The 19,421-nt window shown below is 66.2% G+C and carries 11 protein-coding genes; 1 reads left to right on the forward strand and 10 read right to left on the reverse strand.

Features of this window, described 5'->3' with window-relative positions:
* Together VGM71_RS02635 and cmk are read right to left on the reverse strand one after the other, a co-directional pair.
* Positions 1-305: S1 RNA-binding domain-containing protein (locus VGM71_RS02635; RefSeq protein ID WP_331542243.1), on the reverse strand; the 305-nt coding region annotated here is incomplete at its 3' end.
* Between the two features lie 169 nt (positions 306-474).
* The gene (cmk, locus tag VGM71_RS02640) at positions 475-1,155 is read right to left on the reverse strand and encodes a (d)CMP kinase (protein WP_331542244.1); all 681 of its coding nucleotides are present in this window, start codon (positions 1,153-1,155) and stop codon (positions 475-477) included.
* A gap of 121 nt (positions 1,156-1,276) precedes the next feature.
* On the opposite strand from cmk, the gene VGM71_RS02645 reads away from it, so the two are divergent.
* Entirely contained in the window at positions 1,277-1,537 is a 261-nt protein-coding gene (locus VGM71_RS02645) for an acyl-CoA-binding protein (protein WP_331542245.1), read from the forward strand.
* A gap of 110 nt (positions 1,538-1,647) precedes the next feature.
* Here VGM71_RS02645 and treY read toward each other — a convergent pair whose 3' ends face one another.
* From treY to VGM71_RS02685, 8 genes are all read right to left on the reverse strand, one after another.
* Positions 1,648-4,278 (reverse strand): malto-oligosyltrehalose synthase, encoded by a 2,631-nt coding sequence (treY, locus tag VGM71_RS02650; RefSeq protein ID WP_331542246.1) that lies wholly within the window; start codon positions 4,276-4,278, stop codon positions 1,648-1,650.
* Positions 4,275-6,356 carry a 4-alpha-glucanotransferase gene (malQ, locus tag VGM71_RS02655; RefSeq protein WP_331542247.1) on the reverse strand — a complete coding sequence of 694 codons (2,082 nt, stop codon included), beginning with the start codon at positions 6,354-6,356 and terminating at the stop codon, positions 4,275-4,277. Before malQ ends, treY begins: the two co-directional genes overlap by 4 nt.
* 4 nt (positions 6,357-6,360) lie before the next feature.
* Positions 6,361-8,112 carry a malto-oligosyltrehalose trehalohydrolase gene (gene treZ / locus VGM71_RS02660; protein WP_331542248.1) on the reverse strand — a complete coding sequence of 584 codons (1,752 nt, stop codon included), beginning with the start codon at positions 8,110-8,112 and terminating at the stop codon, positions 6,361-6,363.
* Entirely contained in the window at positions 8,109-10,217 is a 2,109-nt protein-coding gene (gene glgX / locus VGM71_RS02665; RefSeq protein ID WP_331542249.1) for a glycogen debranching protein GlgX, read from the reverse strand. The genes treZ and glgX overlap by 4 nt, the downstream gene beginning before the upstream one ends.
* A 12-nt stretch (positions 10,218-10,229) precedes the next feature.
* Entirely contained in the window at positions 10,230-12,419 is a 2,190-nt protein-coding gene (glgB, locus tag VGM71_RS02670) for a 1,4-alpha-glucan branching protein GlgB (protein ID WP_331542250.1), read from the reverse strand.
* On the reverse strand, positions 12,416-15,727 hold the full coding sequence (treS, locus tag VGM71_RS02675) for a maltose alpha-D-glucosyltransferase (protein ID WP_331542251.1): 3,312 nt from the start codon (positions 15,725-15,727) through the stop codon (positions 12,416-12,418). Before treS ends, glgB begins: the two co-directional genes overlap by 4 nt.
* Before the next feature lie 3 nt (positions 15,728-15,730).
* Positions 15,731-19,000: a maltotransferase domain-containing protein gene (locus tag VGM71_RS02680; RefSeq protein WP_331542252.1), complete on the reverse strand. Its 3,270-nt coding sequence runs from the start codon at positions 18,998-19,000 to the stop codon at positions 15,731-15,733.
* Positions 19,001-19,138: 138 nt separating this feature from the next.
* Entirely contained in the window at positions 19,139-19,351 is a 213-nt protein-coding gene (locus tag VGM71_RS02685; RefSeq protein WP_331542253.1) for a hypothetical protein, read from the reverse strand.
* Between the last annotated feature and the right edge of the window lie 70 nt (positions 19,352-19,421).

Below are 19,421 nucleotides of genomic sequence, written 5' to 3' on the forward strand. Positions count from 1 at the left end.
GCCTGCTCGAGGTCGTCCCACACCATCGAACGCTTGGCCTTCTCACGGGAGAGCTTGGTCTCGCCGAAGCCGTCTTCGAGCGCGTCGAGCGCGACCTTGACCTCGTCGCCCACTTCCACTTCCAGCGCGCCGGACTCGTCCTTGAACTGCTCGATGGGGACGATGCCTTCGCTCTTCAGGCCGGCGTTGATCACCACCACGTCGTTGCGGATTTCCACAACGATACCGGTGACGATGGAGCCGGGCTTCAGCTTGGAAATGGCCTGCTGGCTCTGTTCAAACAGTTCGGCAAAACTTTCAGTCATGTTGATTCCAGGGTTATGAAAGGTCGTACCCGCTGCCTGCGTACCTTCTTGATCGCAGACGGACGGGGGACCCGCCGGTAGAGGGCGCGCGGAGATACCCGGGTAGGCTCCCCTGCACCGTTGCCAAGAGCCCGCGCCCACTGCGCGGACACCGATGCCGAGATGCGCCTTACGGACGCACCACGGCGAAAACTTTCGCCACCACCTCGTCGATCGGCATGCCTGTGGTATCGATGACCACGGCGCCTTCGGCGGGCTTCAGCGGGGCGACCGGCCGCGACGCGTCCCGTTCGTCGCGCGCCTCGATCTCTCGCTGAAGGACGGCAAGTGTAACGCTCAGTCCCTTATCCTTCAACTGCTTATAGCGCCTTTTCGCACGCTCGACCGCACTGGCGGTGAGGAAGAACTTATGGACGGCCTCGGGGAAAATCACCGTCCCCATGTCCCGCCCGTCCGCCACCAGGCCCGGCGCCTTGCGAAAACCGAGCTGGAGGTCCACCAGGGCCTCGCGGACCGAAGGGATCACGGCGATGGCCGAGGCGGCCGCACCGGCCGTTTCCGTGCGCAGTTCGTCGGTGGCATCGTGGCCATTGACCAGGACCCGGGTTTCCCCGCCGTCGGGGCTGGGCTGGAAGCGGATCTTCACCATCCGGGCACAGCGGGTGACCGCCTCGGCGTCGGACAGGTCGATGCCCTCTTCGCCCGCCGCATAGCCCACGGCGCGGTACAGGGCGCCGGAATCGAGCAGTCGCCAGCCCAGGCGCTCCGCCACGAGGCGGCTGATGGTTCCCTTGCCGGAGCCGGAGGGGCCGTCGATGGTCAGGACGGGGACGGCTGCCGGATGGGCCATGGGATCAACCTCGTTCGCGAAACCCGCATGATATCGCGTTGGGCTCGGGTCCCGGCCGATGGACAGTCTCCGGGAGCCATGCTACAAGCCCCCAACTCCCGCGCCACGGTTGATACGTTCCATGTCCGACGACCTCCGGAGCCAGTTCGAGCAGGCCTACCTGGACCTGGGCCGCCTCGGGCATCGACCGGACAACGACACCCTCCTGCGCATCTATGCCCTCTACAAGCAGGGCTCCGAAGGCGACGTCCATGGGGACAGGCCGGGCTTCTTCGATTTCGTGGGCACGGCCAAGTACGAAGCCTGGGCCACGCTAAAGGGCACCCCGACCGAGGTGGCCATGCGCGATTACGTCGCGCTGGTGAAGTCGTTGGAGGGCTGAGCCACGCGGTGACCCTCGCAGGAGAGCGCCCTGCGCGCTTATGCCCGCGTCGGGTACGACAGCCTTTCGCCACTGCCCACGAACTTGCGCGCCAGCTCCCAGGCTTGGCCTCAAACGATGTCGCGCGCAGGGCGCGCTCCTACGAACCAGGCGGCGACGGGGAGTTCGCCCATGAGGTCGGCGACGGGGCAGTCTTCCCCGCGCAGGCGGCCGGCGCCGAGCACGTCGTGCCAGTGACCCTTGGGCAGGATGAGAGAGGTCCCTGCCCAGCGAGTTGCCGGGATGGCGGGTGCGTCCGACCCGGCCAGCCATTCCGCGGTGTGCCTCGCTACCGCCACCACGAGCTTCTGCCCCCGGTGCTCGCGCACGAAAGCCAGCACGTGGTCCGCGGCCGGGCCGGAGGCCACCAGCGGCCGGTAGGTACCGCGGGCGAACAGGTCCGGGTGGTCCCTGCGCAGACGCAGCAGGCGGGCAATCGTCGCCTGCTTGATCGATCCGTCGCGCCAGTTGGCCAGCGCATCCGCGGGCGTTGCATCCCGTTCGAGGGACGCGGCCCGGGCGAGGAAGTCGACGGGCCGGCGGTTGTCCGGGTCGACCAGGCTGAAATCCCAGTAATCGGTGCCCTGGTAGAGATCGGGAACGCCCGGCGTCGTCAGCCGCAGGGCGGTCTGTGCCAGCCCGTTCGCCGCACCGGGCACGGCGATGTAGGCGGCGAAGGCGGCGAGCTCGGGACCGCATTCGCTCGACATGAGGCTGCGCAGGAAGTCTTCGCAAGCATCCTCGTAGGGTTCGTTCGGCGAGGTCCAGCGGGTCCAGCGTTTGGCTTCGCGCAGCGCCTTGCGTTGCCAGGCGGCGATCCGCGTGACAAAGCGCTCCACGCCCTCCTCGTCGTCCGGCGCCAGCCCCAGCGGCCACGCGCCCACCAGCATCTGGTAGAGCATGAGCTCATCCGCCGCGGAAGGCGCCATCCGGCCGTCCTCGGTGCGCCGGCGGAATCCGGCATGGCGCATGCGCCAGCGCTCGACTGTCACCACCCAGCGTCCGGCCACTTCCGAAAGAACCGCGAGACGAGCCCGCAGATCCTCGCCGCGCTTGTGGTCGTGCGTGGCCGTGGCCAGCAGGTTATGCGGCAAGGTAGCGGCGCGCTCCACGCAGCGCCGGTGGAATTCCTCCGGCGCCATGGCGAGCCGGGCCGCGTCGACGCCCACTTCGTTGCGCGACAGCAGCCGGCCGTAGCGATAACCGGCGGTGTCTTCCACGGCCTTCGCGGCCACCGGCGACGTGGCCTGCTGGAACACCGCCATCGCTCGCTCGCGAGCTCGTCGCACCGCCCCCGGGGGCAGCGAGCGCGGCGCCTCGCCGCCAAGCCATCCGGCGACGAGGTGCAGGAGCTCCACATCCTCAAGCCTGATGGTGCGCAAGGCGCCTTCCACGGCCCGCGCGAACATCATTTCGTCGTACGCGTCGCGCCCGGCGCCGCCCGCATAGGTGCGATAGACGGGAAAGTGCACCAGCAGTTCCACTAGCACGCGGCGGATCGCGGCGAGCGATACGTCGCGCGTGGCGACATCGGCGCGCGCGGCGGCGAACAACGCGCGCGCCGTGCGATCCAGTTCCGACTCGAAGCTGTCGACGAGGATCTGCCGCCGCGCGCGCACCGCCTGCGTTCCGAAATCCGCGCTTTCGCCGGTGAGCTTGCGCCATAGTTCCGTCAACGGGCCTTCACCGGTGTCGTCGTGGAGCACAGCCGACACCTGGTCCATGAACTCGTAGCCGGTAGTGCCGTCGGTGCGCCAGTCGAGCCGCAGCGACTCGTCGCTCGCGAGGATCTTCTCCACCACGACGTAGGCCGCGTCGCGTAGGGCCCCCGCGGGCCGCTGTGATCGCAGGCGCTCCAGGCGATGACGCAGCTGGCGGCAATACCGGCGCGGGTCGGCAAGGCCGTCCACATGGTCGCAACGGACGCCGTCGATCAGCCCCTCGGCATACAGCCGGAAGATCGTCTTGTGGGTGTCCTCGAACACCGCGGTGCGCTCGATGCGCAGGCCGGCAAGCTCGTTGATGTCGAAGAAACGACGGTAGTTGACCATGTCGCTGGCCAGCTTCCAGAACGCCAGGCGGTAGTGCTGCCGTTCGATGAGCGCGTGCAGCGCCGCCCTGCCTTCATCCGTCGATGGATCATGCGTACCCACCGCGCCGTCGTCGAGGTCCGCCACCGACGCAGGAGACAACGGCAGGTGGTCGTCGTAGACGCGGAGCATCCACTGGTCGCGCCGCCGCGCGAGGCGAAGATGGCCTTCGCGCAACGTCGCCTCGTAACCGGCGCCGAGGATAGGCAACAACAGGCGGTTTCGCAGAAGCGGATCGTGCGCCTGCCAGTCGATGTCGAAATAGCCCGCGTAGCGGCTCTCGCGGCCGTGGCGAAGCACGTCCATCCACCATGCGTTCTCCACGCCCACGCCCATGTGGTTCGGCACGATGTCAAGCACGAGACCCATGCCACGCGAACGCAGGCTCGCGACCAGGCGACGCAGTGCTTCCTCGCCACCGATTTCCGGATTCACCTCGTTGCAATCGACCACGTCGTAACCGTGCGTGGATCCCGCACGGGCGCGCAGGATCGGCGAGGCGTATAGGTGGCTGATGCCAAGGCGTGCGTAGTAGCCGACCACGTCTACGGCATCGTCCAGCGTGAAGCCTGCATGGAACTGCAGGCGCGCGAGGGCACGCGGCGGACTCATCCGCGATTCCGCGTCTGGTCGATGGTGGCGCACACGGCGTGGGCGATGGGACCGTCGAAAAGTCGCGACGACGTGTCCGGCATGCGCCGGCGCCAATTGGGATGCACCGCGTCGGTCGGGCCCGGAAGGTTGGGTTGTTCGTGCAGGCCCAGAATGTCCTCCACAGGGAAGATCGCCAGCGGCGCCGGTGCCAGCGAAACATGGTGCGCGGCCGCCCACACCACCGGCGAAATTTCGTCCGGGGCGGGGGGCGAGTCCTCGTTCCACGCCGAGCCGGAGGCGAACAGAGCGCGCCACAACTGCAAGCGCTCCTGCTCGCGCCGTGCCACCTCGTTCACGGCCGGATCGTCGAGCCCGGTGCGCTTGCGCCATTCGACGTCGCGCCCGCTCCACCAGCCGGCGACCGTCGGCACGTCGTGCGTGCTCGTCGTGGCCATGGCCTTGTCCGACCAATCCTTCGGTGTGGTGAATCCGCCGTCGGCAGCCCGCTCGAACCAGAGCACGCGGATGCCGAGCACGCCCTTTTCGGCGATGGTGTCGCGAAAATCGGATGGCACCGTGCCGAGATCCTCGCCGATGACGATGGCGCGCTCCAGGTGCGACTCGAGCGCGATCAACCGCAGCATGTCGGTCAACGGATAGCGCACATACGCACCCTCGGTCGCACCCGCACCATGCGGCACCATCCACAACCGCTTCAGGCCGAGCACGTGGTCGATGCGCACACCTCCCGCATGGGCGAGTGCGGCGCGCAGCATGCCGATGAAACCGCGGAAGCCGGTCTCGCGCAGGCCGCGCGGAGAGAAGGTCGTCAGGCCCCAGTCCTGGCCGAGACGGTTCAGCGCGTCTGGCGGTGCGCCCACGGAAACTCCCGTCAACACCTCGGCCTGGTGCGCCCAGGCATGGCTGCCGCCCGAATCGGCGCCGACGGCCAGATCGGCAATCAACCCGATGGCCATGCCCGCGTCGCGCGCCGCTTTCTGCGCGCCCTCCAGCCCCTGCCTGGCAAGCCATTGCAGCCATGCATGGAAGGCCACCTCGCGCGAATGCTCCCGCGCGAAAGCCGTCACCGCGGAACTGGCAGGGTCGTGGAATTCCGCGGGCCAGCCCTGCCATCCACCAGGGCGCCCGTGCGCCGTGAAGTCGGCATGCAAGGCCTCGAAGCGCGCGTGGCGCTCGAGCGGGTCACCCTGCTCGTTGCGAAAGGCCATGAAGCGTTCCGAATGCGCCAGATCGGCCGAGGCGCCCTCGAAAATCGAGCGCAGGATGGTCATGCGTGCCCGCGCGGCGCGCGGCCAGTCGATCAGGTCCAGCCATTCCAGCTCGGCGAGTTCCTGGCGCAGGTTGTGCGAATCGATCACCGCGCGCACCGTCTGTTCGCCGCTGGTCCGGGCCGGATCGATGTACAGCCCGTTGAGGAACAGCCGGCTCGACGGCGCATACGGGCTGTAGCGCTCGGGAGCGGCCGCGAACAGCGCATGCAGGGGGCTGATCGCGAGGGCGTCGGCACCCTTCTCCGCCGCGGCCTTCGCGCAGATTTCCAGCGCGGTGAAATCGCCGATACCGCCATCGCCGGGACGGCGCAGGCCAGATAGCTGCACGGCCATGCCCCAGGGACGACGGCATGCCGTCGTGACGTCGCGTACGCCGAAGGTCCGCGGCGGCGCCACCGCGAGGGTCGTCCGTTCGTCGTCCAGCGATAGCGTGTAGTAGCCGGGCAGCGACGGGACGGCGATGGCGGCTTCTCCGGAAGGCAAGACACCCTCACTCACCGGCGTGGCATCGCCCGCCTCGATTTTCCATGGCCTTGCGCGAGGCAACCTTGGAACCTCGATACGCGTTCCCGCGTCGGCGGTGAGCACCCGCGACAGCCGGACGCCGCTGTGCTCCTCGTCGATCCGCCGCAGGCTGTCCTCCACCTCGTCCGCGTGATCGGCCGGAAGGCCCAATGCCCGCAGCACCGCGCGCAAGGTGTCCGCCGGCGTCGTCTGCGGGCGATCGAGCGCGTCACGCCAGTGCACGTCGATGCCGGCCCGTTCGGCCAACAGTGCGAGGCGATCGTGGAGGGGTGCATTCACAGCGTCAGGACTCCAGGCAGGCAAGGGTACGGCGTGCCGGAAGCAGGCCGCGTGAAACGGAAGCGACGTCGGCTGCATCGCCGTGAAGCCACGCAGCGGAAGGGGACGGTGGTCGTTCTACGGCGACATCCATGTCGCCGAGGTTGACGAACAAAGTGAGCGACCCGCCCCCAAGCGACCACGCGGCGACGAACGCGCGTGCACCCAGCGGCCCGGCACCGAGGGTGCGCGCGTTCTCGATATGCGCTGCCACATGCCGCTGGCGCAGCATGATCAGCTCGCGCACCAGCGCACGGCGCCGTTCGCCCGCCGCCTCGTCGCGAATGGGAATGGACGCGGTGAACGTGTCGTACGCGTTCGGGTCTGGAATATCTTCCCCGGTGAAACCGGTGAAGGCCTCGAACTCCTTTCGCCGGCCGTCGCGCACCGCGGCGCGCAAGTCGTCGTCGGAGAAATCGGTGAAGAACAGGAATGGCGTGCGGCTCGCCCATTCCTCGCCCATGAACAACATCGGCACGAAGGGAGCGAGCAGGAGCAGCGCCAGCGCCGCCTCCATGGTTTCGGGGCCCACCAGGGTGCTCAAGCGGTCGCCGAACGCGCGATTGCCTACCTGGTCATGGTTCTGCAGGAAATTGACGAAGCGCGCCGGCGGCAGCGCGCTGCTCGGTTCGCCGCGTCGGCGCCCGCCCATCGTCTCGCCCTGGAAGGCGAAGCCGTCGGTCAGGGTCCGCAGCATTTTCTCCATCGGCGGCCGGTAATGCGCGTAATAACCTTCATGCTCATCGGTGAGGAGCACATGCAGCGCGTTATGGAAGTCATCATTCCATTGCGCGTCGAAACGCCCGCGGCCCAGGAGGTGTGCCTGGTTGGCTTCGTTCTCCAGTACGAGGTGCACATGCCGGTCGGGACCCGTCGCGGCACGGACGCGCCCCGCCAGCGCGGCGAGCCAACCGGGATTGCCAATAGCATGGACGGCATCGAAGCGCAGGCCGTCGAACTGGAATTCCTCCAGCCAGTACAGGGCGTTGTGCACGAAATAATCGCCCACCTGCGGCGTCGCCACCCCGATGGCCGCGCCCCAGGGCGTATGCGCGGATTCGTCGAAGAACGGCGACGCATAGGCGCCGAGGTAGTTTCCGTCCGGGCCGAAGTGGTTGTAGACCACATCGAGGAAGATCATCAGGCCGAGGCCGTGCGCGGTATCGACCAGCGATTTCAGGTCGTCCGGCGAACCGTAGGCCGCAGCCGGGGCGAACGGCAGCACGCCGTCGTAGCCCCAGTTGCGCTCGCCCGGGAATTCGGCGATCGGCATGAGTTCGACCGCGGTGATACCGAGCGATGCCAGATGCGGCAGTACCATTTCCACGCCGTGGAAACCACCGAGCGCACCCGCGTGGAGTTCGTAGATCACTGCCTCGTGCCACGGGCGCCCTTTCCATCCCGCATGGCGCCAGCGATACGCCAGGGGATCGGTGACGAGGCTGTAACCGTGCACGTCGCCGCCCAACTGCCGGCGTGATGCGGGATCGGGCACCACAAGGCGATCGTCGAGGCGGAATCGATAGGCTGTGCCCACGTCGACCGGGCACACGCATTCGAACCAGCCATCGTCGAGCGCGCGCATCGTGGCTTCGTGGCCATTGTCGCATTCGATCGACACCGACTCGCGGTCCGGTGCCCATAGCCGGAAGCGTATGCGGCCATCGCCCAGGGGCTTGAACCCGTAGGGCATCGCGTGGGCCTGACCCTGGTTCATGCGGGCTCCGTCCTCACCGTCGCGGCCAGGAGAACCACGCTGCGGCCTTCCACTTCGATCGTAGATTCGCTCCACGCGATTTCCGGCGCGGCCGGCGCCGCGGTATTGCAGGCAAGCCGCCAGTTCGCCGCCGGCTGCGGCAGGTGGAACACGTGCTTTTCCGGCGTGGCGTTGATCATTACCAAGGTCGTGTCGGCGCGCTTCTCGCCCTGCGCCTGCACGCGACGCAAGGCCAGCAGGCGGCCCTCCGTGTAGCCCCAGGTCGCCTGGGTCATCTCCGTGCCGCTTTCGTCGAACCACATCACCTCGCGCATGCCCGGGACCACCTCCGTGTCCCCGCGAAGGAAGTGCGCCGCGCGCAACGTAGGATGCTGTTCGCGCAGGCGGATCAACCGCGCGACGAAGTCGGCGAGCTCCCTGCCGCGATCGGAAGTGGCCAGCTTCCAGTCGTACCATGAAATCTCGTTGTCCTGGCAATAGGCGTTGTTGTTGCCCAGCTGCGTGCGCCCGAACTCGTCCCCGCCCAGCATCATCGGCGTGCCGTGGGAGAAGAACAACGTGGCCAGCATCGCACGCTTCACGCGGTCGCGTTCCGTGCGGATGGCCTCGTCCTCGGTCGGACCCTCGACGCCGTAGTTGTAGCTCTCGTTATCGTTGCCGCCGTCGCGGTTCTCTTCGCCGTTGGCTTCGTTGTGCTTGTCGTTGTAACTGACCAGGTCTTCCAGGGTGAATCCGTCATGCGCGGTGATGAAATTCACTGACGCCCAAGGACGACGGCGGTGATGGTCGAAGAGTTCGCCCGAAGCCTGCAACCGCCCCGCAAGAACGCCGCGCATGGCAGGATCGCCCTTCCAGAACTTGCGGATGTCGTCGCGGAACTGGCCATTCCACTCGCCGAAGCCCGGCGGGTGGTTGCCGAGCTGGTAGCCGCCGGGGCCGATATCCCAGGGCTCAGAGATCAGCTTCACATTGGCTAGCACGGGGTCCTGGCGCATGGCATCGAACAGGCCGCAGTTGGGATCGAACCCTGCTTCCTCGCGACCGAGGCTCACGCCCAGGTCGAAACGGAACCCGTCCACGTGGAAGGTCTGCACCCAGTAACGCAGCGAATCCATCACCAGCTGCAGCACGCGCGGATGCGACGTGTTGACCGTGTTTCCTGTGCCGGTGTCGTTGATGCAGTAGCGCGGGTTGTCGGCTATCAACCGGTAGTAGCTCTTGTTGTCGAGCCCACGGAACGACATCGTCGTGCCGAGTTCGCTGCCCTCGCAGGTATGGTTGTAGACCACGTCCAGGATCACTTCGATGCCGGCGGCGTGCAGCGCCTGCACCGCGGCGCGGATCTCGTTGAGCGCGCCCTCGGCAAGATAGCCCGGTTCCGGAGCGAAGAACGCCAGGGTGTTGTAACCCCAGTAGTTGCGCAGCTTCATCTCGGTGAGGCGGCGGTCCTGCACGAAGGCGTGCACTGGAAGCAGCTCCACCGCGGTCACTCCCAGCCTCACCAGGTAATCGATGACGTAGGGATCGGCCAGTGCGAGGAAGGTGCCGCGCTCGTGCTGGCGAATCCGCTTCAGCGTGCGCGTGAAACCCTTCACATGTGTTTCGTAAACCACCGTCTCGTTCCACGGCGTGTGCGGGCGGTTGCCGTAGGTCCAGTGCATCGGCTCGTCCACGACGACGGCTTTCGGCATGGCGGCGGCACTGTCGCGCCGGTCGAACGAGAGATCCGCACGCGACGAGGCCACGCGATAGCCGTGCAAGGCGTCCGACCAGCGCACCTGCCCGTGCAACAACCGCGCATAAGGATCGAGTAGAAGCTTGTTCGGGTTGAAGCGATGGCCTTCTTCCGGCGCATAGGGGCCGTGTGCGCGGAAACCGTAAAGCGTGCCGCCACGAACACGCGGCAGGTAGCCGTGCCACACCTCGTCGGTGCACTCGGGCAGGTCGTAGCGGGCTATCTCGCGCTTGCCGGATGGATCGAAAAGGCACAGTTCCATGCGTTCCGCATGGGCGGAGAACACGGCGAAATTGGTACCCATGCCGTCGCAGGTGGCGCCGAGAGGATACGACGAGCCGGACTGCATGCGTTCGGGTAAGGCGGGCATTCGTACTCCTCGTCAGTCGGCGACGAAAATGAGGGTGGAGAGCGGTGGAAGGCTGAGCATCAGCGAGTGCTCGAAGCCATGCGCAGGAACCGCCTGCGCATGCCGTTCGCCTTCGTTGCCGATGCCCGAACCGCCATACTCCGTCGCGTCGGAATTGATGGCCTCGCGCCAACGGCCACCATCGGGTATGCCGATACGAAATCCGTGCCGCACGGCCGGCGTCATGTTGCTGACCACCAGCGCGGGCCGCCCGCCCTCCGCGAAGCGCAGCCATGCGAATACACTCTGGCCGGCGTCATCGCCGATCACCCAGCGGAAACCCCGTGGATCGGCATCCCAGGCGTGAAGCGCTGGCGTGGCCGCGTAGGTGCGATTGAGGTCGCGAACGAGTTTTTGCACGCCCAGATGCAAGGGATGGTCGAGCAGGTCCCAGGCAATCTGAGTGTCGTGGTTCCACTCATGCGGCTGGGCGATTTCGCCGCCTGTGAAAAGCAGCTTCTTGCCCGGGTGGCCCCACATGAAACCGTAATAGGCACGCAGGTTCGCGAAGCGCTGCCACTCGTCCCCGGGCATGCGCCCCAGCAGCGAGCGCTTGCCGTGCACCACTTCATCGTGGGACAGCGGCAGGACGAACTTCTCGGCATATGCATAGACCATGCTGAAGGTCATTTCGCCGTGGTGCCAGCGGCGATGGATCGGATCGCGCGACATGTATTCCAGCGAATCGTGCATCCAGCCCATGTTCCATTTGAAAGTGAAGCCCAGTCCGCCCTGCTCCACCGGCTGGGTCACGCCGGGCCATGCGGTGGATTCCTCGGCGATGGTCATGCAATCAGGATGGCGTTCGGCCACCAGCTGGTTTACCCGGCGCAGGAAGGCGATGGATTCGAGGTTCTCGCGGCCGCCGTAGATGTTCGGCACCCACTCGCCATGATTGCGCGAATAATCGCGGTAGAGCATCGACGCCACCGCGTCCACGCGCAGGCCATCGACGTGGAAGCGCTCCAGCCAGGCCAGCGCGCTGGCGATCAGGTATGCCGACACCTCGTTGCGACCGAGGTTGAAGATCAGCGTGTTCCAGTCCTGGTGGAAGCCCTCGCGTGGGTCGGCGTGCTCATAGAGCGGCGTGCCATCGAAATGCGCGAGGCCATGAATGTCGGTCGGAAAATGTGCGGGCACCCAATCCACGATCACGCCGATGCCGGCCTCGTGACAACGATCGACGAAACGGGCGAAGGCGTCCGGCGTGCCGAAGCGCGAGGTCGGTGCGAACTGGCCCAGCGGCTGGTAGCCCCAGGAACCGCCGAAGGGATGCTCCGAGATCGGCAACAGTTCGATATGGCTGAAGCCCATGCCTGCCACGTAGGGAATCAGGCGCTCGCCGAGTTCGTCCCAGTGCAGGTCGTGACCGTCGTTGCCGCGCAGCCACGATCCGGCATGCAGTTCGTAGATAGAGAGTGGCGATCCCGCATGGTGCAAGGCGCCGCGGCGGCGCAGCCAGTCGTCGTCTGTCCAGTGGAAGGCCGTTGGATCGGCGACGATCGATGCCGTCGCGGGCGGCAGTTCCGAGGAAAGCGCCACGGGATCGGCGCGCTGCGTGAGCGAACCGTCGGCGCCCCATACCTCGTACTTGTAGCGCGCACCCGGCAGCAGGCCCGGCACGAACAGCTCCCAGACGCCGGCCGGCGCGCGCTTGCGCATCGGATGGCGGCGGCCGTCCCAGCTGTCGAAGTCGCCGACGACGCTCACCCGCTTGGCATTGGGCGCCCACACCGCGAAACGCACGCCATGCACGCCGTCGACCACGACGGGATGGGCGCCCAGGCAACGGAACAACTCGATGTGTGTTCCCTCGGAGAGCAAGCGCAGGTCCTCGTCGCCGAGCAACGTGCCGAAAGCGTAGGCGTCGTGCGTGTCATGCGTGGCCGCTGGCCAGTGCACGCGTATGCGATAGCTGCCGTCCCCGTCGACGAATCCCGCAAAGAGACCGCCGGCATGCACGCGTTGCAATTCACCCCCGATGACACGCCCTTGCGCATCGATCAGTTCGACACTGCGGGCACCGGGCTGCAAAGTGCGTACCACACGACGGCCGTCGACGTGGTGCGGCCCGAGCAGCGCGAAAGGATCGCCGTGCCGGCCGTCGACCAGCGCGTCGATCGCGGCGGCATCGGAAAGCCCGTAGGTGCGTGGATCGGTCACAAGTCCTCCTCCCGTTCATTCGCCATCTCGCCGCGCGCGATCTGCAGCAGGCCGCGCAACGGCACGTCGAGCCAGCCAGGGCGGTTGGCGGCTTCGTAGACGATTTCGTAGGCGGCCTTCTCGATGACGAACAGTTCGAGCACCGGCGCCAGGGCATCGGTATCGATCCAGCGCACGGATGCCTCGTCGAGCACGGCGGTATAAGCCTCAAGGAACACCCTCGACGAACGCGTGCGGAAGCGCGCAAGGTAGTTGCCGAAACCTTCGTCCTCCACCGGTGCGAGGCCGTCCTCGCCGCGGCGGGCCATGGCCGCCGCGTAGTCCAGCGAGCGCAGGAAGCCAGCCACGTCGCGCAGTGGCGAGGTCTTGCCACGACGCTCCTCGAGCGGCCGTGCGGGCTCGCCTTCGAAGTCGATGATGTACGCGTCGTCCTGCACTACCAGCACCTGCCCGAGGTGGAAGTCGCCATGCGTGCGTGTCGTCAACGCGGCCTGCCCCGCCGAGGCCAGCTTGCCGATGCGCTCGTCCAACGCGCCGGCGAGTCCGCGCAGGGCTTCCACGTCCGCGGCGAGCGGCTCCGCCATCTCCCCCGTCGAGTCGACGGACATGAGCGCCCGTCCCAGTTGGGTACGGATGCTTTCGCGCCACTGCTCCACCGTGGCGCCGACCGCGGATTCCGGCGAGAACGCCGGGAGGTCGCTCGGCTTCGCCAGCAAGGCGTGCAATTCGCCGAGGCGGGTGCCCACCGCAGCGGCGAAGGCGTCGTAGCCTGCTTCCAGTTCCGCCTTCCGCTCGTCGTCGCCGGCATGGCTGAACTCGTCGTAGCTGCGGCGCAGGAAGTCCAGCGTCCAGGCCCAGGCGTCGCCCTGGTTGCGCAGGAAGCCCTGCAAGACGGCCAGGGTGGTCCTCTCGCCGTGTTCGCCCACGCGGACCACTTCGCCGAGCAGCGGCGCGGTGTTCGCGTAACCGTTCTCGGTAAGGAACCGCCCCATCTCCACTTCGGGGTTCACGCCCGCCGACATGCGCCGGAACAGCTTCACCACGCCGGCGTCGTGCAGGACCATCGAACTGTTCGATTGCTCGGCCGTGAGCCAGCGGTTTTCTATATCGTGGACGAAGGTGACCCCGGCGAACGCGGTGGTGGTCTCGAAGCGCACCGCGCCACCGTGCACCGGCAATTCGGCGTTCTGGCGCAGACCGATGAGGAGCCCGCTGGCGAAGGCTTCGAGCGCGAAGCCGTCGGTCAACAGGCCGATGCGGCGTCCACGGCGCACGCGCGCCAGGGCCAGTTGCTGGGCCCTCGCCGTGGGGCTCTCGTCCTCCCAGACGATGCCCGCCGGCAGGCTATAGCGTTCCTTTCCACCGTCGGAGAGCGTCGCCTCCACCTCGGTCAGGATCAGGTCGTCGCCGCGATCCGGCCAGGGCACCGCGTAGAGGATCTTTACCGAGTCGATACCGCGATCCTTGGCGGCGAACCAGCGGCGGACGGCCAGGTAACCCGGTAACACCTGCTTCTCGATCACACCGCGGTGGTGCGCCATCACCGGCCCGTCGACGAGCGCACCACGAAGCACCAGCGTTTCGTAGTCCGGCATCGGCTCGGCGGGCACCTCATGCCACGTAGGCATCTGCGCGTTCGGGCAGATCTGGAAGGCGTAGAAGCCGTAGGGCGGCACGGTGAGCAGGTACGGCAACTGGCCGATCGGCGGGAACGACGAACCGCCCATGATCTCGATCGGCACATTGCCGTCGAACGCGCCCAGGTCGAGCTCCACGGCCTGCAGCGCACGCGACATGTTCGCCACGCAGAGCACGTGTTCGCCGTCGTACTCGCGCAAGTAGGCAAGGACCTTGCGGTTGCCCGGATAAAGGAACTTCAGCGTGCCACGGCCGAATGCCTTGTAGCGCTTGCGCACGGCCAGCATGCGCCGTGTCCAATTGAGCAACGAATGAGGGTCGCGCGACTGTGCCTCCACGTTGATCGCCTGGAAGCCGTACAGCGGGTCCATGATCGGCGGCAGCACGAGGCTGGCCGGATCGGCGCGGGAAAACCCGCCGTTGCGATCCACCGACCACTGCATGGGCGTACGCACGCCGTCACGATCGCCGAGATGGATGTTGTCGCCCATGCCGATCTCATCGCCGTAATACAGCACCGGCGTGCCCGGCATCGACAGCAGCATCGCGTTCATCAGTTCGATGCGGCGGCGGTCGCGTTCCAGCAACGGCGCCAGGCGGCGTCGGATGCCCAGGTTGATGCGCGCCCGGCGATCGGCGGCATAGGTCTGCCAGAGGTAGTCGCGCTCGCTGTCGGTGACCATCTCGAGGGTCAGCTCGTCGTGGTTGCGCAGGAAGATCGCCCACTGGCAGTTATCCGGAATGGCCGGCGTCTGCCGCATGATGTCGGTGATCGGGAAGCGGTCTTCGCGTGCGATCGCCATGTACATGCGCGGCATCAGCGGGAAGTGGAACGCCATGTGGCATTCGTCGCCGTCGCCGAAATAATCCTGTGTATCCTCGGGCCACTGGTTGGCCTCGGCCAGCAGCATACGATCGGGATAATGCTGGTCGATTTCGGCGCGCATCAGCTTCAGGATAGCGTGCGTCTCCGGAAGGTTCTCGTTGTTCGTTCCCTCGCGCTCGATCAGGTACGGCACGGCGTCCAGGCGAAGCCCGTCCACGCCCATGTCGAGCCAGAAGCGCATCACGTCCAACACCGCCTTCAATACAGCAGGATTGTCGAAATTGAGGTCCGGCTGGTGCGAGAAGAAACGATGCCAGAAGTACTGGCCGGCCACTGGATCCCAGGTCCAGTTCGACTTCTCCGTATCCAGGAAGATGATGCGGGTACCGTCGTAGGCCTGGTCGGTATCCGACCAGACATAGAAATTGCGCGCCGCCGAGCCTTTCTTGGCATGGCGCGCCCGCTGGAACCATGCATGCTGGTCCGAGGTATGGTTGATGACCAGTTCCGTGATGACGCGCAGGCCGCGGGCATGGGCTTCGGCGATGAAGCGCCGCGCATCGGCCAGCTTGCCGTAGTCCGGGTGCACCGCTTTGTACTCGGCGATGTCGTAACCATCGTCGCGGCGCGGGCTCGGGTAGAACGGCAGCAGCCAGAGCGTATTCACGCCTAACTCTGCAATGTATTCGAGTTTGTCGATCAGGCCCTGGAAGTCGCCGACGCCGTCGTCGTTGGCATCGAAATACGACTTCAGGTGCACCTGGTAGATGATCGCGTCCTTGTACCAGAGCGGATCGTTCGAGAAATCGGGAGCGACCGTTTTCTTCTTATTGCGCGTGGCCATGGGTCAGACTCCGGGAAGCCGCACCTGCCACACCGCGTAAGGCTGGCCGAGGCCGAGCCATACGTGCTGCGTCGTGCCGCGCCAGCTCAAGGGTTGGTCGTGCAGGAGGTCGTGGATGTCGATCGCGGCATCGGCGGGCAGGCCCCAGTCGCCCAGCGGCAGGACGACATCGGCCGCCTGCGCGTTGTGCGGGTCCATGCTGATCGCCACCAGCACCAGGTCGTCGCCCGTGCGTTTCTCGAAGAACAGTACCTGATCATTGTTCGCCGGCAGGAAGCGCACACCCAGGTGGGTCTGCAGGGCCGGATGGGCGCGGCGTATACGATTCAGCTGGGTAATCTCCGCCACGATATTGCCTGGCGCATCGAAGTCGCGAATGCGGATCTCGTACTTCTCCGAATCCATGTATTCCTCCTTGCCGGGAATGGGCGCGGATTCGCAGATCTCGAACCCGGAATACATGCCCCACAGGCCGGATAGCGTCGTAGCCAGCACCGCGCGAATCAGGAAGCCCGGGCGACCCGATGTCTGCAGGAAATACGGATTGATGTCCGGCGTGTTGACAAAGAAGTTCGGCCGGAAAAATTCCTTCGCCGGCGTGGTCGTCAATTCGGTGAGGTAGTCGATGAACTCCTGCTTGGTATTGCGCCAGGTGAAATAGGTATACGACTGGTTGAAGCCAACCTTCGCCAGGCGATACATCGGCTTCGGCCGGGTGAAGGCTTCGGACAGGAAAAGCGTGTCCGGATACTTCGCGCGCACCCGCGCGATCATCCATTCCCAGAACGGGAACGGCTTGGTATGCGGATTGTCGACGCGGAACGTGCGCACGCCTTCGCCCGCCCAGTAAAGCACCACGTCGCACAGCGCCTGCCAGAGCGAAGGCACAGCACCGTCCGTGTAAAAGTCGACGTTGACGATGTCCTGGTATTTCTTCGGGGGATTCTCGGCGTACTTGATGCTGCCGTCGGGTCGCCAGTCGAACCACTCCGGGTGCTCCTTTAGCCAGGGATGGTCGGGGGAGCACTGGATGGCGAAGTCGAGGGCCAGCTCCAGGCCGTGCTCGTGCGCGGCATCGCGCAACGCCCGGAAATCGTCCAGCGTGCCGAGTTGCGCATGGATGGCGGTGTGCCCGCCCTCGGGCGAACCGATGGCGTACGGACTGCCGGGATCGTTCGGGCCCGGCGTCAGCGTGTTGTTTGGCCCTTTGCGGAAGGCCGTGCCGATCGGGTGGATCGGCGGGAAGTACAGCACGTCGAAGCCCATGTCGCGGATCGCCGGGAGGCGCGCGATGGTGTTGCGGAACGTGCCGTGACTTGCCTTCGATCCGGTCATCGAGCGCGGGAACAGCTCGTACCAGCTGGCGAAGCCGGCCTCGCGGCGATCCACCTCGACGGCGTACGCATCAGTGGCGCTCGACTGTTCGCGTGGATCGGTCGCCGTCATGAGTTCGAGGGTGCTCTCGGCGAGCAGCAGTTCCCGGCGGGCGTCGCCCTCGCTCCTTGCCACGGCTGCCGCGAGGTGACGCAGCGCCTTCGCCTTCGGACCGGAAGCCGCGGCGGCGCGTTCTTCGACCAGCAGCCTGCCCTCTTCCAGCTCTAGGGAGATCGACACCTTCGCTGCATGCTTCAACTCGATTTCATGCCGGTACGTGGCGAAAGGATCGCGCCAGGCTTCCACCTGGAATTCGTAGCGGCCGATGCGCGTGGGTGTGAAGCTCGCCGTGTGGATGTCGTTGTTCAGGAGGAGCATCGGCGTTTCGCGCCAGGCTTTCTCGTCCATGGCGCGATGGCGCAAGCGCGCAGCCAGCACGTCGTGACTATCCATGAAGATGTCCGCCGTGACCGTGATCGCCTGGCCGACGATCCGTTTGACCGGAAAGCATCCGCCGTCCACGCTCGGTTGCACGGCTTCGATCACCACGCGCTGCCCGCGCGTCGCCGCATGCAGGGATTCTTTCTGGGCGCTCGCACCCATCTTGCGCTTCACCGGCGCGGCGCGTGTCCCACGCAGGGTCAACACGTCGCCCGGCGGAAGCGTGATGCCTTCGCCCTGGTCGAAGACCTTGCGCCCGTCGGGCGCGGTCCAGGGAGAAAAGTGTGCGGCCGCACCTATCAACGCGTCCGCGGCCGATACGTCCACCTCGCGATCCAGCGACGCATTCACGAGGGTGAGTGTGGCGCCGTCCGCCGTGCGTGGATCGGCGCCGTCCACGCTCAGGAACATGGCCACGCCAGGGCGGGTGACGACCAGCGGCCGCATCGCCACCTGCTGGCCCACGGAAGCGTTAGCCGCCTTCACCGCGGCGGAAAGATCGAGCACGCCATCCCTGGCGAGCGCGGCCGGCGTAAGTGCACTGCCGCGCCTCGGGTCCAGCATGTCGTGCACGGCATATTCGAAGCCGACTGGCATCATCCAGCCTGCCGGCGACGTCGCACTGAAGGCGATGGCACGGCGATACGCATGATCGAGCTGGTTCTCTTCGCCCAGTTCGTCTCCCAATCGCCTGGCGAACGGTTCCTCCGTGCATGCCAGGGCGGGCGCCACGGTGGCGAGGCGTTCCGCTTCGTCCGCGAACCACGGCGCACGGAAATCCCACCAGTTGGCCGACGAAACCACCGCGTTGAAACCAGCGCCCTTCAGCGCGCCGAGTTCGTCCGGCGTGAGCCCCGGCGTCCAGGCCAGGAAGGCCACCCGCGGCGCATCCGCGCGCACTCCGTCGATCAGGGCCTTCCATGCCTTGGCGTGCAGCCGCTGGGGGTGGACGATACGGAAGCCCGACACACCCGCCGCTATCCATTGCCGCAGGCGCTCCGTCCACCAGTCACTCGCCGCATCGACCACATCGGGATCGTTCAGGCGCCAACGCGCGCTGTCGCTCTCGCTGGGCGTCCAGCGCGGGTCCGGCGTACCGTGTTGTGCGGCCACCGCGCGGAACCATTCCGGATGCTGCTCGCGCACGGGCGCATCCGAAGACAATTCGTCGAGGGGAAGGTCGAGCCAAAACTCGAGATCGTGCGCCCGGCAGGCTTTCGCGATCTGCGCTAGCCGGATCGTCGCCTCGCCGTCGCCCAGCGCGGGGTTCATGCAATCGAAATCGCGTGTGACGAAGACGTCGTTGCACGGGGAGGTTTCGAACGGTGGTGCCACGAGCAACTGGCGGAAGCCCAGTTCCGCCGCATGCTCGATCCATGCGCTCCAGGCGGTCAGTGGCCCCGCGATGAGCGGATGCAGGTAATAGATACGAAAGGGCGCACTCTGGCTGGCCTGCATGTGACTCGCGTTCCTGGGGAATGGAGACAAGCATGCCGGGCCGTATGTATGCATCGTGCCAATGACCCGGGCACGCGAAGCTTGGACAGTGACGCATCGGGGCGTTGCGGAAGTGTGAATGTGCCATGGCACTGGTTCTCATTCTTGTACGTAGACTCCCACTCCGTCGTTCCCGCGCAGGCCGGAACCGGCCTTCGCCTTGGCCTGTGCCCACTGCATTCGCGTGTGTGCCGTCGAGGCGCATTGCAAACCCATATGGATCATCTTGCCGACAGCCTCAAGGCCAACAGCCATTTGCTGCGGATTCAACTTATCCGCTTCGTGCACGAGTTCGGCCAGTAGCTCGGTCACGCCTTTCGAGCATTGCAAGGGCGGGAGCTGTTAAACCTGCAGTGGTGTCGAGAAAATATGTCGCGCGCAG

Source organism: Luteibacter sp. (assembly GCF_036499525.1).
Classification (GTDB): Bacteria; Pseudomonadota; Gammaproteobacteria; order Xanthomonadales; family Rhodanobacteraceae; genus Luteibacter.